Origin of the sequence: Streptomyces sp. NPDC002130 (assembly GCF_040296465.1) — a bacterium.
Lineage (GTDB): Bacteria > Actinomycetota > Actinomycetes > Streptomycetales > Streptomycetaceae > Streptomyces.
Genome location: NZ_JBEOXI010000099.1, coordinates 1 through 15,520, shown reverse-complemented (window position 1 = coordinate 15,520; position 15,520 = coordinate 1). Strand labels below are relative to the sequence as shown.

Below are 15,520 nucleotides of genomic sequence, written 5' to 3'. Positions count from 1 at the left end.
GCTGGCACCTCGCCGCGTCACCGAAAAGCCGGCGCGTTGCGATGCACGGCACCAGACCTCGCGACCTCATCGGGCGCCATAGTGCAAGGATGTCTGAACCGCTACCTCCGCAGCGACTTGCCGAACCCCGCAGCCAACGGCATCCGCAACCCCAACGGCGGCGGCGCGGCAAACGCATCCCGCACGGGCCGCGACACCGCCCGCCCGAACAACGCCCCCATCACGAAGTCCTCGGCCAGCGCCAGCACTTCGTCCCGGTACTGATGCAACCCGTGCCCGTCCGCGTGCACTTCGAACCGGCACACGTCCCGGTTCGCCTTCTTCGCCCGTGCCGCCAGCCGGAACGACAGCTCGGGATCGGTCCGCCCGTCGTTCGTGCCGTGCACGATCAGCACCTGGCGCCCGACCAGCTGCTTCACCGGTTCGGGTGGCGCCGCGGCGTCTTCCTCCGGCAGCCAAGGGGCGAGTGCCAGCACGGAGTTGACGGCCTCGTGTCCCCCCGCCCGCAGCCCGGCCCGTCCGCCCATCCCGAGACCGACGAGGCAGACCGGGACGTCCCCGTACCGCCGGACGACCTCGTCGGCCGCCCAGGTCGCGTCCTGCGCGAGATTGGCCTCGCCGCCGTTCCAGCCGCGGCAGTGATAGTGCACGACGTGCACGGCGAGACTCTCGTCCCGGCCCGCGCGGGCCAGACGGCGCCCGACGGCACGCACGGAAGCGGCCGCCAGCAGGGGCGACGGTCTGCGGCCGGAGACCTCGTCGCCACCGGGGAGCAGCAGCACCACGCCGCTCACCGCCGTCGGTTCCGGACCGAGTGCCCTGCCCAGCCGGGCCCTGCGAACCGGCGTTGCTTGGTGTGCCATGACAAAACAGTGTCAGAAGCGCGGGTGTACGCGACCCGTCCTCGGGGTCACCGTTACGTATCGACGAAAACGTCAAGCGTCCGGTAACGCGCCGTCTACGCGCGTAGGCGCTACAGTGCGGAAATGACGAGCCAGACCATTGCGAACACCCCGACACCGGACCAGATCCGCCGGGCACCCAAGGTTTTGCTGCACGACCACCTTGACGGCGGTCTGCGCCCCGGCACGATCGTCGAACTCGCCCGCTCCTGCGGTTACAAACAGCTCCCCGACACCGACCCCGAGAAACTCGGCGTCTGGTTCCGCGAGGCCGCCGACTCCGGTTCCCTGGAACGGTACTTGGAGACGTTCTCGCACACCGTCGGCGTCATGCAGACCCGTGACGCCCTGGTCCGGGTCGCCGCCGAGTGCGCCGAGGACCTGGCCGCGGACGGCGTCGTCTACGCCGAGGTGCGCTACGCCCCCGAGCAGCACCTGGAGGGCGGCCTCAGCCTCGAGGAGGTCGTCGAGGCCGTCAACGAGGGCTTCCGGGAAGGGGAGCGGCGCGCCCGGGAGAACGGTCTGCGCATCCGGGTGGGCGCGCTGCTCACCGCCATGCGGCACGCGGCCCGTGCCCTGGAGATCGCCGAACTCGCCAACCGTCACCGCGATCTGGGAGTCGTCGGCTTCGACATCGCCGGTGCCGAGGCCGGCTACCCGCCCACCCGGCACCTCGACGCCTTCGAGTACCTCAAGCGCGAGAACAACCACTTCACCATCCACGCCGGCGAGGCCTTCGGCCTGCCCTCCATCTGGCAGGCCCTCCAGTGGTGCGGCGCCGACCGGCTCGGCCACGGCGTGCGGATCATCGACGACATCCAGGTCCACGAGGACGGCCGGGTCGAACTCGGGCGGCTCGCCTCGTACGTCCGGGACAAGCGCATCCCGCTGGAGCTGTGCCCGAGCTCCAATCTCCAGACCGGCGCCGCGTCCTCATACGCCGAGCACCCCATCGGTCTGCTGCGCCGGCTGCACTTCCGGGCCACGGTCAACACGGACAACCGCCTGATGTCCCACACCAGCATGAGCCGGGAATTCGAGCACCTTGTCGAGGCGTTCGGTTACACGCTCGACGACATGCAATGGTTCTCCGTCAATGCGATGAAATCATCTTTCATTCCTTTCGATGAACGGCTGGCCATGATCAATGACGTGATCAAGCCCGGGTACGCCGAGCTGAAATCCGAATGGCTGTTCCGTCAGACCGCTTCCACCAGCGGTTCTGGCGCCTCGTAAGGCTGATTCAGGGGTATTCGGCGCACAGCGAATGCGGGCGGTGTTCACCATCCGTCCGCATTCCGATGTTTGCGGCGGACGGGGCCGCGTCATTACGGTCACTGGACCGCTCATACCCGTCATCCCGTTACGAGGACGCATTTTCATGAAGCAGTCTGCTGCCAAGACCCTCGGTGTCGCCGCTCTCGGTGCCGCCTTCGCCGCCGCCGGTGCGGGCGCCGCCAACGCCGCCCCGGCCCTCCCGGACCCCGCCCAGACGCTGGAGACCGTCACCGCGGTGGCCCCGGCGGAGCAGCTCTCCCAGACGCTGCCGGCGGGCGCGGGTGAGGCGCTGGGCCAGGGGCAGACCCTGGCCGGCACCGGTCTCGCCGCCGCCCAGCCGGTCGCCGGGCAGCTGCTCGCCCAGGGCCCGACCGGCCCGGCCGCCAAGCTGCTCGGCGGGCTCCCGACGCAGGGGCTCCCGGTGAACGGCGTGCCGGCCGTCTGACCCTCCCGTCGGGGCGGACACACACGCCGATGGGGCGCACCCGCACGGGGTGCGCCCCATCGGCGTTCTCACGTACGGGCGTTACCAGGCCGTCCGGGCCTTGCCGTGCGTCTTGTCCTCCGCGGGCAGCAGGATCCACAGCGCGATGTACAGCAGGAACTGCGGGCCGGGCAGCAGACACGAGATCAGGAAGATCACCCGCATCGTCGTCGCGGAGGTGCCGAAGCGCCGGGCCAGTGCGGCGCACACTCCGCCGATCATGCGGCCGTGGGTGGGGCGGGCGAGGCGGGACATGTGCGACTCCTTCAGCGTCGGTGCGTGAGGACACTCGTCCGAGTACCCCATCTGCACTCCACGTTACGGAGACGAAGGGGGCAAAGCGTCGCTCCACGGGGCGATCCCGACCCTGGGAATCGTCGGGGTCCGACCCTGAGCCGGCTCCTCCTGGGGGAGGGGCGTGCGCAGCAGCCGGGCGGTGGCGCGGCGGCGGAGCCAGGAGCGGCCCGCCGGGACCAGCGCGAGATGCGCGAGGGCCACGCCCACGGTGTTCAGGAACAGCGAGTCGACGTCGACGACCTGACCGGGCACGCCGGTCTGCAGCAGTTCGATGCCCCAGGAGAGCAGCGCCCCGGCCGCGACGGTGCGCAACAGGGACGCCAGCGGCGAGACGACCAGCCTGCCGCCCGCCAGCGGCAGCAGGACACCCAGCGGGGCGAGCAGGGCCAGCCCCTCCCCGATCCGGCGGGCCGCCTCGGGCCAGCCCAGGGCGAGATCGGCCCGGATACCGGCGAACGGCCGGAGATTGGCGGGCATCACCCAGGGCACGTCCAGCGGCCGCAGCGTGAACCAGGCGACGAACGCCAGGTGTGCGACGAGGAGGACACCTCCTGTCACACGGATGCGGAACGCGGCGCTGCCGCCGATGGAGCCTTGACGCTGCACGACCCCCTAGACGCGGCCTCCGGCGCCTTCGGTTCCGGGATGGGCCCCGCCGGCCCTGTGAGGCATACGCCACAGCCCCGGGCGGATCACTCCCCGGCCGCGTCCTTCGACGGCGGTTCCGTGCTGCCCGGCCGGGCCCGCACCTCGTCGGTGCACTCGTAGCGGCGCGGGCTCTCGGCGCCGGGGCCGCCCAGGACCACCGAGCCGTCGCCCTCGGCCGCGGCCGAGTCGGAGAAGGTGCAGACGATCTGCGCGAGGGCGTAGGAGGTGAGGCCGGCCGGTGCCGTGCTCAGCCGCAGCGTGTCCTCCGGGTCGCCGGGGCGCGGCCGGCCGACCGTGATGCCGCCGCGGACGTCCGTGCTGTAGCCGGCTTCCTTCTCGGCGGTCGACGGCGGTGTGGCGAGCTGGTCCAGCAGACCCTGCGCGACGAGCATGCGCCGCTCGGAGTCGGCCGCGCCGTCCGGAACCCGCACGGTCCGGTCGACGGTCACCAGCGAGGACCCGCACAGCAGGAACACCTGCACCGGCAGCCCCCGGGCGGCCTGGGTGGAGACGTCCGACTCGGAGAGGGAGCACTGCACCCGCGAGGGGGCGGGCCCGAAGTTCGTCGGCACCTCCGTGGCCCGGATCCCGCAGCCGGCCAGCAGCACGGCGAGCGCCGGAACGGTGAGCAGCCGGGACACGGCCGCCAGACGCGCGGACATCATGCGTCCCCCTTCGAGTCCTCGCCCTGCGGCCGGTCGGTGCCGCTCTCCTGCCTCAGCTCGTCCTCGGCGGGCTGCTCCTCCGCGGGGGACGTGCCGCGCGGCAGCCGCAGGGTGAACACCGCGCCCGAGTCGGGCGAGTTGGCCGCGGTGATCTCACCGCCGTGGATGTGGGCGTTCTCCAGCGCGATGGACAGCCCGAGGCCACTGCCCTCGGAGCGCGGCCGGGAGGCGCTGGCCTTGTAGAAGCGGTCGAAGACGTGCGGCAGGACGTCCTCCGGAATGCCGGGCCCGTGGTCCTGGACCTCGATGACGATCGAATCGTCCGCCTCCCGCACGGACACCCGCACCGGGGAGCCGCCGTGCTTGAGCGCGTTGCCGATGAGGTTGGCCAGGATGACGTCCAGGCGGCGCGGGTCCAGCCGGGCGTGCAGGCCGCGCTCGGCGTCCAGCTCGACCGCGTCGAGCCAGGCCCTGGCGTCGATGCAGGCGGTGATCTGGTCGGCGAGGTCGACGTCGTCCAGGACGAGCCGCGCGGTGCCCGCGTCGAAGCGGGTGACCTCCATCAGGTTCTCGACCAGGTCGTTCAGCCGCCGCGTCTCGCTGACCACCAGCCGGACGGCCGGCTCGATCATCGGGTCCATGCTGCCGGTCTCCGCCTCCAGCTCCTCCTCGAGCACCTCCGTCACGGCGGTGATCGCGGTGAGCGGCGTCCGCAGCTCATGGCTCATGTCCGCCACGAACCGCCGGGACGCCTCGTCGCGCGCGGCCATGTCGGCCACCCGCTTCTCCAGCGCCTCGGCCGCGTTGTTGAACGTCCGCGACAGATCGGCGAGTTCATCGGTCCCGGACACCCGCAGCCGGGTGTCCAGCTTGCCCTCGCCGAGCCGCCGCGCGGCCGTCCCGAGCCGCTGCACCGGCTTCAGCACGGTCGTCGCCGCGGCCTGCGCCAGCAGCGCCGAGCCGATCAGCGCGAGCCCCGTGGCGATGCCCAGCGACCAGGCCAGCGAGTTGAGGTCCTTGGCCTCCGGCTCCAGCGACTTGAGCATGTAACCGGTCGGACCGCCGCCGATCACGCGCGTACCGGCCACCAGGTACGGGGTGTCGTGGTCGACTATCCGCTGCCAGTACAGGTGGTAGGGCTGCTTGTTGCTTCCGTCGACCTTCTGCTTCTTGTTCACCGCCGTGCGCAGCGACTTCGGCACGTCCTGCAGCGAGAAGCCGTTCAGCCCGCCGGAGCTGCCGTAGACGGTCCTGCCCTCGGTGTCGTGGCCGACCAGCAGCACGCTGAAGCGCTGGTCGCTGCCCGCCATCTGGCCCGCGGTGTGCTGCAGCTCGTCCTGCGTGGGACGCTCGGGCAGCGCGCCCGCCCGGTTCTGCATCTCCTGCTCGAAATCGCGCAGCACGGCGTCCTGGGTGCGGGTGAGCACCGCCTCGCGGTTGAGCCAGTACGCGATGGCGGACGCGGACACGGCGGCCGTCAGGGCCACCAGTCCGAAGACGACGACCAGCCGCAGCCGCAGGCTGGTGAAGCGCAGCCGCGACAGAACTCCCTTGCGCGCCCCGGTCCAGCCGCGGGCCCCCCCTTGGTGCGCCTGTGTCACTGAGGCGCGTCCAGCCGGTAGCCGACACCCCGCACGGTACGGATCAGCGTCGGGGACGACGGCACGTCCTCGACCTTGGCACGCAGCCGCTGGACACAGGCGTCCACGAGCCGCGAGTCGCCCAGGTAGTCGTGCTCCCACACCAGCCGCAGCAGTTGCTGCCGGGACAGCGCCTGGCCCGGCCGCCGGCTCAGCTCCAGCAGCAACCGCAGCTCGGTCGGCGTGAGCTGGAGGTCCTCGCCGTTCTTCGTCACGGTCATCGCCGAGCGGTCGATGACGAGGCTGCCGAAGCTCGCCGCGTCGTTCGACTCCCGCTCGCCGCGCCGCAGCACGGCCCGGATCCGGGCGTCGAGCACCCGCCCCTGCACCGGTTTGACGACATAGTCGTCGGCGCCGGACTCCAGCCCGACCACCACGTCGATGTCGTCGTTGCGCGCGGTCAGCAGGATGATCGGCAACTGGTCCGTGCGCCGGATGCGCCGGCACACCTCGAACCCGTCGATGCCGGGCAGCATCACGTCCAGCACGATCAGATCCGGCCGCTGCTCACGGAGCAGCTTCAGACCGTCCTCACCGCTGGCAGCGGTCGCCACGCGATGGCCCTGGCGCGTCAGTGAGAGCTCCAGGGCCGTCCGGATGGCGTCGTCGTCCTCGATCAGCAACAGGGAAGGCACGCGCTCATTCTGGCCCATGGAGGGGTCGGGGTTCGACCGCTGGGGCCCAGTCGGTGCGGGCCGGTACCGCCGACGCGTGTGCACGGCCTGTGACCGGCCTGTGGCCGACCCCTGTGACAGGTCTGTGACAGTCGGCGGACACGGCCATGAAAGTGCCGCGGCAAGCTTTTCGGCACAGGCAAGGAAGCCCGCCCGAACAGGCGGGCCGCACATCGGAAGTCCACGACGGGGGGCGCGAGATGAACACGCTGCACGGCATCAGCACCAGCGCAGTTGTCACGCGTCTGCACGACGTGCACAGGGGTTCCGAGAAGTCCGGCGTCGTGAGCGGGCGGGGGTGCGCTCGCGGCGCCGGGCGTCAGCACACCGGGTTCATGACGGTGGTTGACGCACCCACGGGGGAGAGCAAGGGGACGGGGGCGGCTCACGGGGGAGCCGCGTACGGGGAGGGCTCGGGGGAGCGCCGCTCCATGGCGGAGGCGGAGTTCACCGCCTACGTCCAGGAGCGCCGCGCCTCTCTGTACGCAACCGCCTACCACCTGACCGGCGACCGCTTCGAGGCCGAGGACCTGCTGCAGAGCGCGCTGTTCTCGACCTACCGGGCGTGGGACCGGATCAGTGACAAGGCGGCGGTCGGCGGATACCTCCGCCGTACCATGACCAACCTGCACATCAGCGCCTGGCGGCGCCGCAAGCTCAACGAGTACCCGACCGAGGAACTGCCGGAGACGCCCGGCGACACGGACGCGATGCGCGGCACCGAGCTGCGCGCGGTCCTGTGGCAGGCGCTGGCCCGGCTGCCCGAACTCCAGCGCACCATGCTGGTCCTGCGCTACTACGAGGGCCGCACGGACCCGGAGATCGCGGAGATCCTCGACATCAGTGTCGGCACGGTGAAGTCCAGCATCTGGCGGTCGCTCCGCCGGCTGCGCGAGGACGAGGTCCTCAGCTTCGGCCGTGACGAGGAGGACGCCTTCGGCGAGCTCGTCGCCTGAAGGTACGGGGGGGAGCACCACAAGGGGGCCCACGGGGGACTGCGGGGACGCTGGGGGGCGTCTTCGCAGGAGAGTGGGGACTCGGGGGAGGACAACGGGGGAGTACGGAAGCGGGACTGGAGGGCCGGGGGGTCCGTCCAGTCCCGCTTTCTTTGTGCTCCGGCCCCCGGGTTGCCCCGGTCGACTGCCGCCTAGGCCGCCGTACGGAGGCTCTCGCACCGGCCCGCCGCCGCTGCCGCCAGCCGGCCCATCGCCTCGTCGCGGTCGCAGGCGTAGGCGCCCAGCGCGGTCTGGCGGGAGACGATCGTGCGCTCCTGCCGCATCAGCCGCCAGCCGCGGCGCAGCAGGAACGGCACCGACTTGCGGCCCTCCCTCAGGTCCCGCAGGAAGCGGCGGCGGAACGTCTTCACCGGGCCCCGGCTCAGGCACAGCGCGTCGGCGAGGACGCCGAGTTCACGGCAGCGCGTGACGATCTCCGCGGCGAAGACGCCCTCCGCGATGAACAGCGGGGTCCGTCCGATGTCGACCGTCTCGTCGCCCGTACGGGCGCTGAGCGAGAGGTCGTAGACGGGAACCTCCGTACGGCCCGTGCGGCACAGGTCGGTGATCGCGGCGACGGCCGTGTCCGCGTCCCAGGAGTCCGGGTGGTCCCAGTCGATGTCGGAGCTCCCCGCCACCAGGGGCAGTGTCGGGTCGTCGCCCTCCTTGTAGAAGTCGTCGAGCCGCAGCACCGGGAGGCCGGAGCGGGCCGCGAGGAGGGACTTGCCGGAGCCGGAAGGGCCGCAGAGCAGCACGACTCGCGTCGGTATGGGCAGAGGAGAACTCACGGGACACCAGTGTGAGGCATCCACCGGGGGCCGGACGACCCCGCGGGTCGGCTTTGATGCGCGCGTCACATCTCAACTACCCTTCGTATCGTTCCGATTACGCATAGCGTCAGAAGGTGGCAGCGATGGCCCGACACGACTCACCCATGAAGCCGACCGCCCAGCGTGCCCTGGCCGTCCTCGCGACCGCCGGCATGGCGCTGGGAGTGGGTGCGGGTGCGGCGGCGGCCGCCGCGGGCACCGGCTCGCTCCTGGATGTGGTCCACACCTCTGTGGGGAAGACCGACCCTCAAGCCGGCCTCCAGGCGGCGAGCGACACCCTCTCCCACACCACCGGCGCGGTCACGGGCCTCAAGCCCAACCCCTTGGCCGGTACGGGAGTCGACCCGCTCGACAACAGCGTCGGCACCGAGGTCGCCGACTTCAAGCCGATGACGTCCCGTGAGGTGACGGGGCCGGTGGCTCAGGCGCCGTCGATCGGGGGCATGCCGGTGGTGGAGCGCCTGAACGAGCCGCTCTCGCGGTAACCCATCGCCCTCGCAGCGGGACCTCCCGGACCAGCTACGCCACCGCGAAGGCCACGGCGCACAGCGCGGCCGTGCCGATCGCGACACCGTGCAGGCCGTCCACCACGCCGGTCCGGAACGCGTCCTGGACCGGTTCCGGCAGGTCCCGCAGCACGCCGGGCAGCGGCTCGGTATCCGACCCGCACACGGAAGAAGCCCCGGGCCTCCTGGACGGAGGAGGGCCGGGGCTTCCGTATCGAGGGGGCGGTCCTAGTAGGAGGAGCCTGACGCGCCCAGTGACCCCGTGGGGTGCCAGACCGTTTTGGTCTCCAGGAACGCCGTCATGCGGTCGATGCCGGGCGTCTCCGCGTAATCCACAGGCTGTGGACGGAGAACCCGCTTGAGGTTGTCGGCCGCCGCGATCTCCAGCTCCTTCGCCAGGACCTCGTCGGCGCCCGCGAGGTCGATCGCGTTGACGTCCTGGTGGGCCGCCAGCGGAGTCGCGATCTCGGCCGTGCGGCCCGACAGGACGTTGACCACGCCGCCGGGGACGTCCGAGGTGGCCAGGAGCTCGGCCAGGGACAGGGCGGGCAGCGGGGACTTCTCGCTCGCCACCACGACCGCCGTGTTGCCCGTCGCGATCACCGGGGCCAGTACCGACACCAGGCCCAGGAAGGACGACTCCTGGGGGGCCACGATCGCGACCACGCCCGTCGGTTCGGGCGAGGACAGGTTGAAGAACGGACCCGCGACCGGGTTGCCGCCGCCGACCACCTGGGCGATCTTGTCGGTCCAGCCCGCGTACCAGACCCAGCGGTCGATCGTCGCGTCCACGACCGCGGCCGCCTTGGACTTCGACAGCCCTTCCGCCTCGGCCACCTCGCGCACGAACTGGTCGCGGCGGCCCTCCAGCATCTCGGCCACGCGGTAGAGGACCTGGCCGCGGTTGTACGCCGTCGCCCCGGACCAGCCGCCGAACGCCTTGCGGGCCGCGACGACCGCGTCCCGGGCGTCCTTGCGGGAGGACAGGGGCGCGTTCGCCAGCCACTTGCCCTTCGAGTCGCTCACCTCGTACACCCGGCCGCTCTCGGAACGCGGGAACTTGCCGCCCACGTACAGCTTGTAGGTCTTGAGGACACTGAGTCGCGTGTCAGACATCGAGGTACGCCTCCAGGCCGTGGCGGCCGCCCTCGCGGCCGAAGCCCGACTCCTTGTAACCGCCGAACGGCGACGTCGGGTCGAACTTGTTGAACGTGTTGGACCAGACGACCCCCGCGCGGAGCTTGTTCGCGACCGCCAGGATGCGGGAGCCCTTCTCCGTCCAGATGCCGGCGGACAGGCCGTACGGCGTGTTGTTGGCCTTGGCGACCGCCTCGTCCGGAGTGCGGAACGTCAGCACCGACAGCACCGGGCCGAAGATCTCGTCGCGGGCGATCCGGTGCGCCTGGGTGACGTTCGTGAACAGCGTCGGAGCGAACCAGTAGCCGCTCTCCGGCAGTTCGCACGCCGGCGACCAGCGCTCGGCGCCCTCCGCCTCGCCCAGCTCGACGAGCGAGGTGATGCGGGTGAGCTGCTCCTCGGAGTTGATCGCGCCGATGTCCGTGTTCTTGTCCAGCGGATCGCCGAGGCGCAGCGTCGACAGGCGGCGCTTGAGGGAGTCCAGGAGCTCCTCCTGGATCGACTCCTGCACCAGCAGGCGGGAGCCCGCGCAGCAGACCTGGCCCTGGTTGAAGAAGATGCCGTTGACGATGCCCTCGACGGCCTGGTCGATGGGGGCGTCGTCGAAGACGATGTTGGCGCCCTTGCCGCCCAGCTCCAGCGTGACCTTCTTGCGGGTCCCGGCGACCGTACGGGCGATCTCCTTGCCGACGGCCGTGGAGCCCGTGAAGGCGACCTTGTTCACGTCCGGGTGGGCGATCAGCGCCGCGCCCGCGTCGCCGTAGCCCGGGAGGATGTTGACGACGCCCTTGGGCAGGCCCGCCTGGCGGCAGATGTCCGCGAAGAACAGCGCCGAGAGGGGGGTGGTCTCGGCCGGCTTCAGCACGACCGTGTTGCCGGTCGCGAGCGCCGGGGCGATCTTCCACGCCAGCATCAGCAGGGGGAAGTTCCAGGGGATGACCTGGCCGGCGACACCCAGCGGCCGGGGGTTCGCGCCGAACCCGGCGTGGTCGAGCTTGTCGGCCCAGCCCGCGTAGTAGAAGAAGTGCGCGGCGACCAGAGGGAGGTCCGCGTCGCGCGTCTCCTTGATCGGCTTGCCGTTGTCGAGGGTTTCGAGGACGGCGAGCTCGCGGGAACGCTCCTGGATGATCCGCGCGATGCGGAACAGGTACTTGGCGCGCTCCGCGCCCGGCAGCGCCGACCACTTCTCGAAGGCCCTGCGCGCGGCCTTCACCGCGCGGTCGACGTCCTCGGAACCCGCCTGGGCGATCTCGGAGAGCACCTCCTCGGTGGACGGGGAGACGGTCTTGAAGACCTTGCCGTCCGCCGCCTCGACGAACTCGCCGTCGATGAACAGGCCGTACGAGGGAGCGATGTCGGCGATCGCGCGCGACTCGGGAGCCGGGGCGTATTCGAATACCGAAGACACGTTTTCCATAGTCATGGGGTCTCAGTCCACCGTCACGTAGTCGGGACCGGAGTAGCGGCCGGTGGCCAGCTTCTGCCGCTGCATCAACAGGTCGTTCAGCAGCGACGAGGCGCCGAAGCGGAACCAGTGGTTGTCCAGCCAGTCCGCGCCCGCGGTCTCGTTGACCAGCACGAGGAACTTGATGGCGTCCTTGGAGGTGCGGATGCCGCCGGCCGGCTTCACACCGACCTGGATGCCGGTCTGCGCACGGAAGTCCCGCACCGCCTCCAGCATCAGCAGCGTGTTCGCCGGGGTCGCGTTCACGGCGACCTTCCCGGTGGAGGTCTTGATGAAGTCCGCGCCCGCCAGCATGCCGAGCCAGCTCGCGCGGCGGATGTTGTCGTACGTCGAGAGCTCGCCGGTCTCGAAGATGACCTTCAGGCGCGCTGAGGTCCCGCAGGCCTCCTTCACGGCGGTGATCTCGTCGTACACCTTCAAGTATCGACCCGCGAGGAACGCCCCGCGGTCGATGACCATGTCGATCTCGTCGGCACCGGCGGCGACCGCGTCGCGCACGTCGGCCAGCTTGACGTCGAGCGCGGCGCGTCCGGCCGGGAACGCAGTGGCCACCGAGGCGACCTTCACGCCGGAGCCGGCGACGGCCTCCTTGGCCACGGCCACCATGTCGGGGTAGACGCAGACCGCCGCGGTGGCGGGCGTCGTACGGTCCGTCGGGTCGGGCTTGACCGCCTTCGCGCCGAGCGCCCGGACCTTGCCCGGGGTGTCCGCGCCTTCCAGCGTCGTCAGGTCGACCATCGAGATGGCGAGGTCGATGGCGTACGCCTTCGCGGTCGTCTTGATCGAACGGGTGCCGAGGGAGGCCGCGCGGCCCTCGAGTCCGACCGCGTCGACGCCGGGGAGCCCGTGGAGGAAGCGGCGCAGCGCGCTGTCGGACGCGGCGACGTCCTTGAGGGGGTGAGCTGCGGTGAGTGCAGAACTGGGCATGGTCACCAGACGAGCATATCTACGCGCGTAGCGGCTGTACAGTCCCCGGTTCTCTCCCGGGCGGATCCGACGCTTGCCCGCGGGCGGATGAGGAACCCGCGGAAGGGTCCGGCAGAATCGAGACATGACGAGCCCCGAACCCCAGCCGCCGGCGCCGCAGCCCTCGGAATCCGAGTACAAGGACCGGGTGTACCGGTCGGTCCCGGCCATCGCCGGTGGCGTGCTGCTGCTCGCCATCACCGGGTGGCTCGGTATCGACGCGGTGCTCTCCGGGGAGGGGCGCACGCCGTGGCTCGCGCTCGCCGTGCTGCTCCTCGTCGCGCCGCTGGTCGTCGCCTTCACGCTGCGGCCCGCCGTGTACGCCGGCGACGACCGGCTGCGGATCCGCAACCCCTTCCGGCTCGTCGTCGTGCCCTGGGGCCAGGTCGCCTCGCTGCGCTCCGCCTACTCGAACGAGGTCCTCACCGAGTCCGGTGCGAAGTACCAGCTGTGGGCCGTGCCCGTCTCGCTGCGTGCGCGCAAGAAGGCCGCGCGGCGCGAGATGCGGGCGACGGCACAGGCGCGCCGGGAGATGGGCCGGGACGAGGGCCGCGGCAGTGCGCTCGGGATGCGGGCGGGCCTGGGCGACGGCCTGGGCGGGGATTCCGTCTCCGACGGGCCCGTACGGGCCGAGACCGACCGGATCATGGACGAGCTGCGCGGGCTGCGCGAGGCGCGGCACCAGGCGGCATCGGCGCAGGGTGAAGTGACCGTGCGGTGGGCCTATGAGGTGCTGGCGCCGGCGGTCGCCGGGGCTGTGCTGGTGTTGATCCTGGTGGTGATGGGCTGACCGCCGCGAAAAGCGGCGGAGGCGGTGCGGCCCCGGTGCCTGGGTTCGGGGTATGCCCCCCGTACCTTCCGTGTCACCGTGCGAGGCGTCTTCGACGGGCTGAGCGCCGAGCAGGGGGCCGCGCTGCTCGAGCGGGCCGCGGAGTGCTGCGCGCTGCCTTCACGTCCGAGGGTAGCCACCTACGACGTGGCCGTGCCTTCACCGACTGCTCCCTGGACTCCGGGGAGGCCGAGGAGGACATCCTGGAGGCCATCGAGCGGGCCGAGGCGTCGGCGCGCGCGTGGCTGGAACAGCGCGGGTACGGCTGCAAGAACGTCAGGTCCACCGCCGAGGACCTCTCCCAGGCGCCTCTCGGCAAGCGGCAGCGGCGGGAGGCCGCCTGGAAGAGTTCCTGAGTCCCCGGCGGGGGCGGTGGTGCGGGGGTCGCGGTGATGCAGGCCCCGGGCCTCAGATGCCCGCCGCCGTGGACAGGTCGTGCTTGATCGACTCCAGCAGCGCCGTCGCCTTCGCGCGGGCTTCCGGGAGGTCCTTGTGCGACCCGACCGGGATCACGACCTCCAGGTAGCACTTCAGCTTGGGCTCCGTGCCGCTCGGGCGGACGATCACCCGGGCGCCGTCCAGGGTGTAGCGCAGACCGTCCGTCGGCGGGAGCTCGGCCGTGCCCTTGGTGAGGTCGTCCGTGCGGGTGATCGGCAGACCGGCCAGCTCCGTCGGGGGCTGCTCGCGCAGGCGGCGCATCGCGGCCGCGATGAGGGAGAGGTCCTCGACGCGGACCGAGAGCTGGTCCGTCGCGTGCAGGCCGTGCTCCACCGCCAGGTCGTCCAGGAGGTCGAGGAGCGTGCGGCCCTCCTCCTTGAGCTGGGACGCCAGTTCCGTGATCAGCAGCGCGGCGGTGATGCCGTCCTTGTCCCGGACGCCGTCGGGGTCCACGCAGTAGCCCAGGGCCTCCTCGTAGCCGAAGCGCAGGCCCTCGGCGCGGGCGATCCACTTGAAGCCGGTGAGCGTCTCGACGTGGGGGAGGCCCGCCTTCTCGGCGATCCGCCCGAGGAGGGACGACGAGACGATCGACTCCGCGAAGGTGCCGGTCGCTCCGCGGCGGACCAGATGGGCGGCGAGCAGGGCACCGACCTCGTCGCCGCGCAGCATGCGCCAGTCGGTGCCGTCCTGTACGGCGACGGCGCAGCGGTCCGCGTCCGGGTCGTTGGCGATGATCAGGTCCGGGGCGGTCTCGCCGGCGCGTGCGGTCGCGAAGGCCAGGTCCATCGCGCCGGGTTCCTCCGGGTTGGGGAACGCGACGGTCGGGAACTCCGGGTCGGGTTCCGCCTGCTCGGCGACGAGGACCGGCTCCGGGAAGCCGGCGCGGGCGAAGGCGGCCAGGAGGACGTCCTTGCCGACGCCGTGCATCGCCGTGTACACCGTGCGGGCCGTGCGGGGGGAGCCCCCGGACAGGACGGCGTCCGTGCGGGCGAGGTAGGCGTCCAGGACGCTGTCGTCGAGGGTGTCCCAGCCTTCGGTGGGGCGCCGGACGGTGGTGAGGGACGGGACGGCGGCGATCTCCGCCGCGATGTCGATGTCCGCCGGGGGGACGATCTGCGAGCCGTCGCCGAGGTAGACCTTGTAGCCGTTGTCGCGGGGCGGGTTGTGGCTGGCGGTGACCTCCACGCCCGCGACCGCGCCGAGGTGCCTTATCGCGAAGGCGAGCACGGGGGTCGGGAGGGGGCGGGGGAGGACGGCCGCGCGCAGGCCCGCGCCGGTCATGACGGCGGCGGTGTCCTGGGCGAAGTCCTGGGACTTGTGGCGGGCGTCGTAGCCGATGACGACGAGGCCGTTGTCGTGGCCTTGCTTCTTGAGGTAAGCGGCGAGGCCGGCGGCGGCGCGGATGACGACCGAGCGGTTCATGCGCATGGGGCCGGCGCCGAGTTCGCCGCGGAGGCCGGCGGTGCCGAACTGGAGCGTGCCGCTGAAGCGGGCGGCGAGTTCGGTGTGGTCCCGGGCGTCGATGAGGCGGGCCAGCTCGGTGCGGGTGTCCGGGTCGGGGTCCTCGGTGAGCCACGCCTGGGCCTGTGCGATGAGTTCTTCGTGCACGGTGTGGTGTCAGCCTCTCCGGTGTGGTGTGGGTGTGCGGCGGCCTGCGTGGGGGTGCGCGTCCTCGCCTGCCGCCGGGGGGGGCGGGGCCGCGCCGGGGGGTGTTGTGGGCGGCCTACCCGATCTCACCTCTTACTGCAAATCCAAGGGGGTCCAAG

The 15,520-nt window shown here is 71.5% G+C and carries 17 protein-coding genes and 1 pseudogene; 6 read left to right on the top strand and 12 right to left on the bottom strand.

The features are described 5' to 3' along the window. Nucleotides 1-101: 101 nt before the first annotated feature. On the bottom strand, nucleotides 102-863 hold the full coding sequence (locus tag ABT116_RS20090; RefSeq protein WP_351635439.1) for an alpha/beta hydrolase: 762 nt from the start codon (nucleotides 861-863) through the stop codon (nucleotides 102-104). Between the two features lie 123 nt (nucleotides 864-986). Between ABT116_RS20090 and ABT116_RS20085 the strand changes: the two genes are divergently transcribed. Both ABT116_RS20085 and ABT116_RS20080 read left to right on the top strand, forming a co-directional pair. Further along, nucleotides 987-2,138 carry an adenosine deaminase gene (locus ABT116_RS20085; RefSeq protein WP_351635436.1) on the top strand — a complete coding sequence of 384 codons (1,152 nt, stop codon included), beginning with the start codon at nucleotides 987-989 and terminating at the stop codon, nucleotides 2,136-2,138. A 145-nt stretch (nucleotides 2,139-2,283) separates the two neighbouring features. Beyond that, nucleotides 2,284-2,625 (top strand): ATP-binding protein, encoded by a 342-nt coding sequence (locus ABT116_RS20080; protein ID WP_351635433.1) that lies wholly within the window; start codon nucleotides 2,284-2,286, stop codon nucleotides 2,623-2,625. A gap of 81 nt (nucleotides 2,626-2,706) precedes the next feature. Here the strand turns inward: ABT116_RS20080 and ABT116_RS20075 are convergent, their stop codons facing one another. From ABT116_RS20075 to afsQ1, 5 genes are all read right to left on the bottom strand, one after another. After that, on the bottom strand, nucleotides 2,707-2,919 hold the full coding sequence (locus tag ABT116_RS20075) for a PspC domain-containing protein (RefSeq protein WP_104777715.1): 213 nt from the start codon (nucleotides 2,917-2,919) through the stop codon (nucleotides 2,707-2,709). A 63-nt stretch (nucleotides 2,920-2,982) separates the two neighbouring features. Then, a complete protein-coding gene (locus ABT116_RS20070; RefSeq protein ID WP_351635430.1) occupies nucleotides 2,983-3,567 on the bottom strand; it encodes a VanZ family protein in 585 nt (194 codons plus the stop codon). A gap of 86 nt (nucleotides 3,568-3,653) precedes the next feature. Further along, nucleotides 3,654-4,274: a hypothetical protein gene (locus tag ABT116_RS20065; protein WP_502983903.1), complete on the bottom strand. Its 621-nt coding sequence runs from the start codon at nucleotides 4,272-4,274 to the stop codon at nucleotides 3,654-3,656. Beyond that, a complete protein-coding gene (locus tag ABT116_RS20060; RefSeq protein WP_351635427.1) occupies nucleotides 4,271-5,875 on the bottom strand; it encodes an ATP-binding protein in 1,605 nt (534 codons plus the stop codon). The genes ABT116_RS20065 and ABT116_RS20060 overlap by 4 nt, the downstream gene beginning before the upstream one ends. Beyond that, complete coding sequence (gene afsQ1, locus ABT116_RS20055; RefSeq protein ID WP_097219620.1) at nucleotides 5,872-6,549, bottom strand: two-component system response regulator AfsQ1; 678 nt, start codon at nucleotides 6,547-6,549, stop codon at nucleotides 5,872-5,874. Before afsQ1 ends, ABT116_RS20060 begins: the two co-directional genes overlap by 4 nt. Before the next feature lie 239 nt (nucleotides 6,550-6,788). Here afsQ1 and ABT116_RS20050 point away from each other — a divergent pair, with 239 nt between their 5' ends. Continuing rightward, nucleotides 6,789-7,544, top strand: coding sequence for a SigE family RNA polymerase sigma factor (locus tag ABT116_RS20050; protein WP_351635422.1), 756 nt, complete (start codon nucleotides 6,789-6,791; stop codon nucleotides 7,542-7,544). A 191-nt stretch (nucleotides 7,545-7,735) separates the two neighbouring features. Here the strand turns inward: ABT116_RS20050 and ABT116_RS20045 are convergent, their stop codons facing one another. Then, complete coding sequence (locus tag ABT116_RS20045) at nucleotides 7,736-8,440, bottom strand: uridine kinase family protein (RefSeq protein ID WP_351635419.1); 705 nt, start codon at nucleotides 8,438-8,440, stop codon at nucleotides 7,736-7,738. Nucleotides 8,441-8,496: 56 nt separating this feature from the next. Here ABT116_RS20045 and ABT116_RS20040 point away from each other — a divergent pair, with 56 nt between their 5' ends. Further along, on the top strand, nucleotides 8,497-8,898 hold the full coding sequence (locus ABT116_RS20040) for a hypothetical protein (protein WP_351635417.1): 402 nt from the start codon (nucleotides 8,497-8,499) through the stop codon (nucleotides 8,896-8,898). A 34-nt stretch (nucleotides 8,899-8,932) separates the two neighbouring features. Here ABT116_RS20040 and ABT116_RS20035 read toward each other — a convergent pair whose 3' ends face one another. From ABT116_RS20035 to deoC, 4 genes are all read right to left on the bottom strand, one after another. Further along, nucleotides 8,933-9,085, bottom strand: coding sequence for a hypothetical protein (locus ABT116_RS20035; RefSeq protein ID WP_351635414.1), 153 nt, complete (start codon nucleotides 9,083-9,085; stop codon nucleotides 8,933-8,935). Nucleotides 9,086-9,147: 62 nt separating this feature from the next. Then, nucleotides 9,148-10,035 (bottom strand): aldehyde dehydrogenase family protein, encoded by an 888-nt coding sequence (locus ABT116_RS20030; RefSeq protein WP_351635412.1) that lies wholly within the window; start codon nucleotides 10,033-10,035, stop codon nucleotides 9,148-9,150. Next, nucleotides 10,028-11,464: an aldehyde dehydrogenase family protein gene (locus tag ABT116_RS20025; RefSeq protein ID WP_351635409.1), complete on the bottom strand. Its 1,437-nt coding sequence runs from the start codon at nucleotides 11,462-11,464 to the stop codon at nucleotides 10,028-10,030. The genes ABT116_RS20030 and ABT116_RS20025 overlap by 8 nt, the downstream gene beginning before the upstream one ends. Before the next feature lie 21 nt (nucleotides 11,465-11,485). Next, a complete protein-coding gene (deoC, locus tag ABT116_RS20020) occupies nucleotides 11,486-12,448 on the bottom strand; it encodes a deoxyribose-phosphate aldolase (RefSeq protein WP_351635469.1) in 963 nt (320 codons plus the stop codon). A gap of 124 nt (nucleotides 12,449-12,572) precedes the next feature. Here deoC and ABT116_RS20015 point away from each other — a divergent pair, with 124 nt between their 5' ends. Both ABT116_RS20015 and ABT116_RS20010 read left to right on the top strand, forming a co-directional pair. Further along, nucleotides 12,573-13,277 carry a PH domain-containing protein gene (locus tag ABT116_RS20015; protein ID WP_351635407.1) on the top strand — a complete coding sequence of 235 codons (705 nt, stop codon included), beginning with the start codon at nucleotides 12,573-12,575 and terminating at the stop codon, nucleotides 13,275-13,277. Between the two features lie 39 nt (nucleotides 13,278-13,316). Then, nucleotides 13,317-13,672 (top strand): annotated as a pseudogene (locus tag ABT116_RS20010) (DUF6204 family protein). Between the two features lie 52 nt (nucleotides 13,673-13,724). Here the strand turns inward: ABT116_RS20010 and ABT116_RS20005 are convergent. Then, a complete protein-coding gene (locus ABT116_RS20005; RefSeq protein WP_351635404.1) occupies nucleotides 13,725-15,362 on the bottom strand; it encodes a phospho-sugar mutase in 1,638 nt (545 codons plus the stop codon). Nucleotides 15,363-15,520: the final 158 nt, after the last annotated feature.

What these genes read in the sequence shown, in the direction of transcription:
- ABT116_RS20080 (WP_351635433.1), top strand. Translation starts at nt 2,284, where the DNA reads ATGAAGCAGTCTGCTGCCAAGACCCTCGGTGTCGCCGCTCTCGGTGCC.
- ABT116_RS20075 (WP_104777715.1), bottom strand. Translation starts at nt 2,919, where the DNA reads ATGTCCCGCCTCGCCCGCCCCACCCACGGCCGCATGATCGGCGGAGTG.
- ABT116_RS20085 (WP_351635436.1), top strand. Translation starts at nt 987, where the DNA reads ATGACGAGCCAGACCATTGCGAACACCCCGACACCGGACCAGATCCGC.
- ABT116_RS20015 (WP_351635407.1), top strand. Translation starts at nt 12,573, where the DNA reads ATGACGAGCCCCGAACCCCAGCCGCCGGCGCCGCAGCCCTCGGAATCC.
- ABT116_RS20040 (WP_351635417.1), top strand. Translation starts at nt 8,497, where the DNA reads ATGGCCCGACACGACTCACCCATGAAGCCGACCGCCCAGCGTGCCCTG.
- ABT116_RS20090 (WP_351635439.1), bottom strand. Translation starts at nt 863, where the DNA reads ATGGCACACCAAGCAACGCCGGTTCGCAGGGCCCGGCTGGGCAGGGCA.
- deoC (WP_351635469.1), bottom strand. Translation starts at nt 12,448, where the DNA reads ATGCCCAGTTCTGCACTCACCGCAGCTCACCCCCTCAAGGACGTCGCC.
- ABT116_RS20065 (WP_502983903.1), bottom strand. Translation starts at nt 4,274, where the DNA reads ATGATGTCCGCGCGTCTGGCGGCCGTGTCCCGGCTGCTCACCGTTCCG.
- ABT116_RS20050 (WP_351635422.1), top strand. Translation starts at nt 6,789, where the DNA reads ATGAACACGCTGCACGGCATCAGCACCAGCGCAGTTGTCACGCGTCTG.
- ABT116_RS20030 (WP_351635412.1), bottom strand. Translation starts at nt 10,035, where the DNA reads ATGTCTGACACGCGACTCAGTGTCCTCAAGACCTACAAGCTGTACGTG.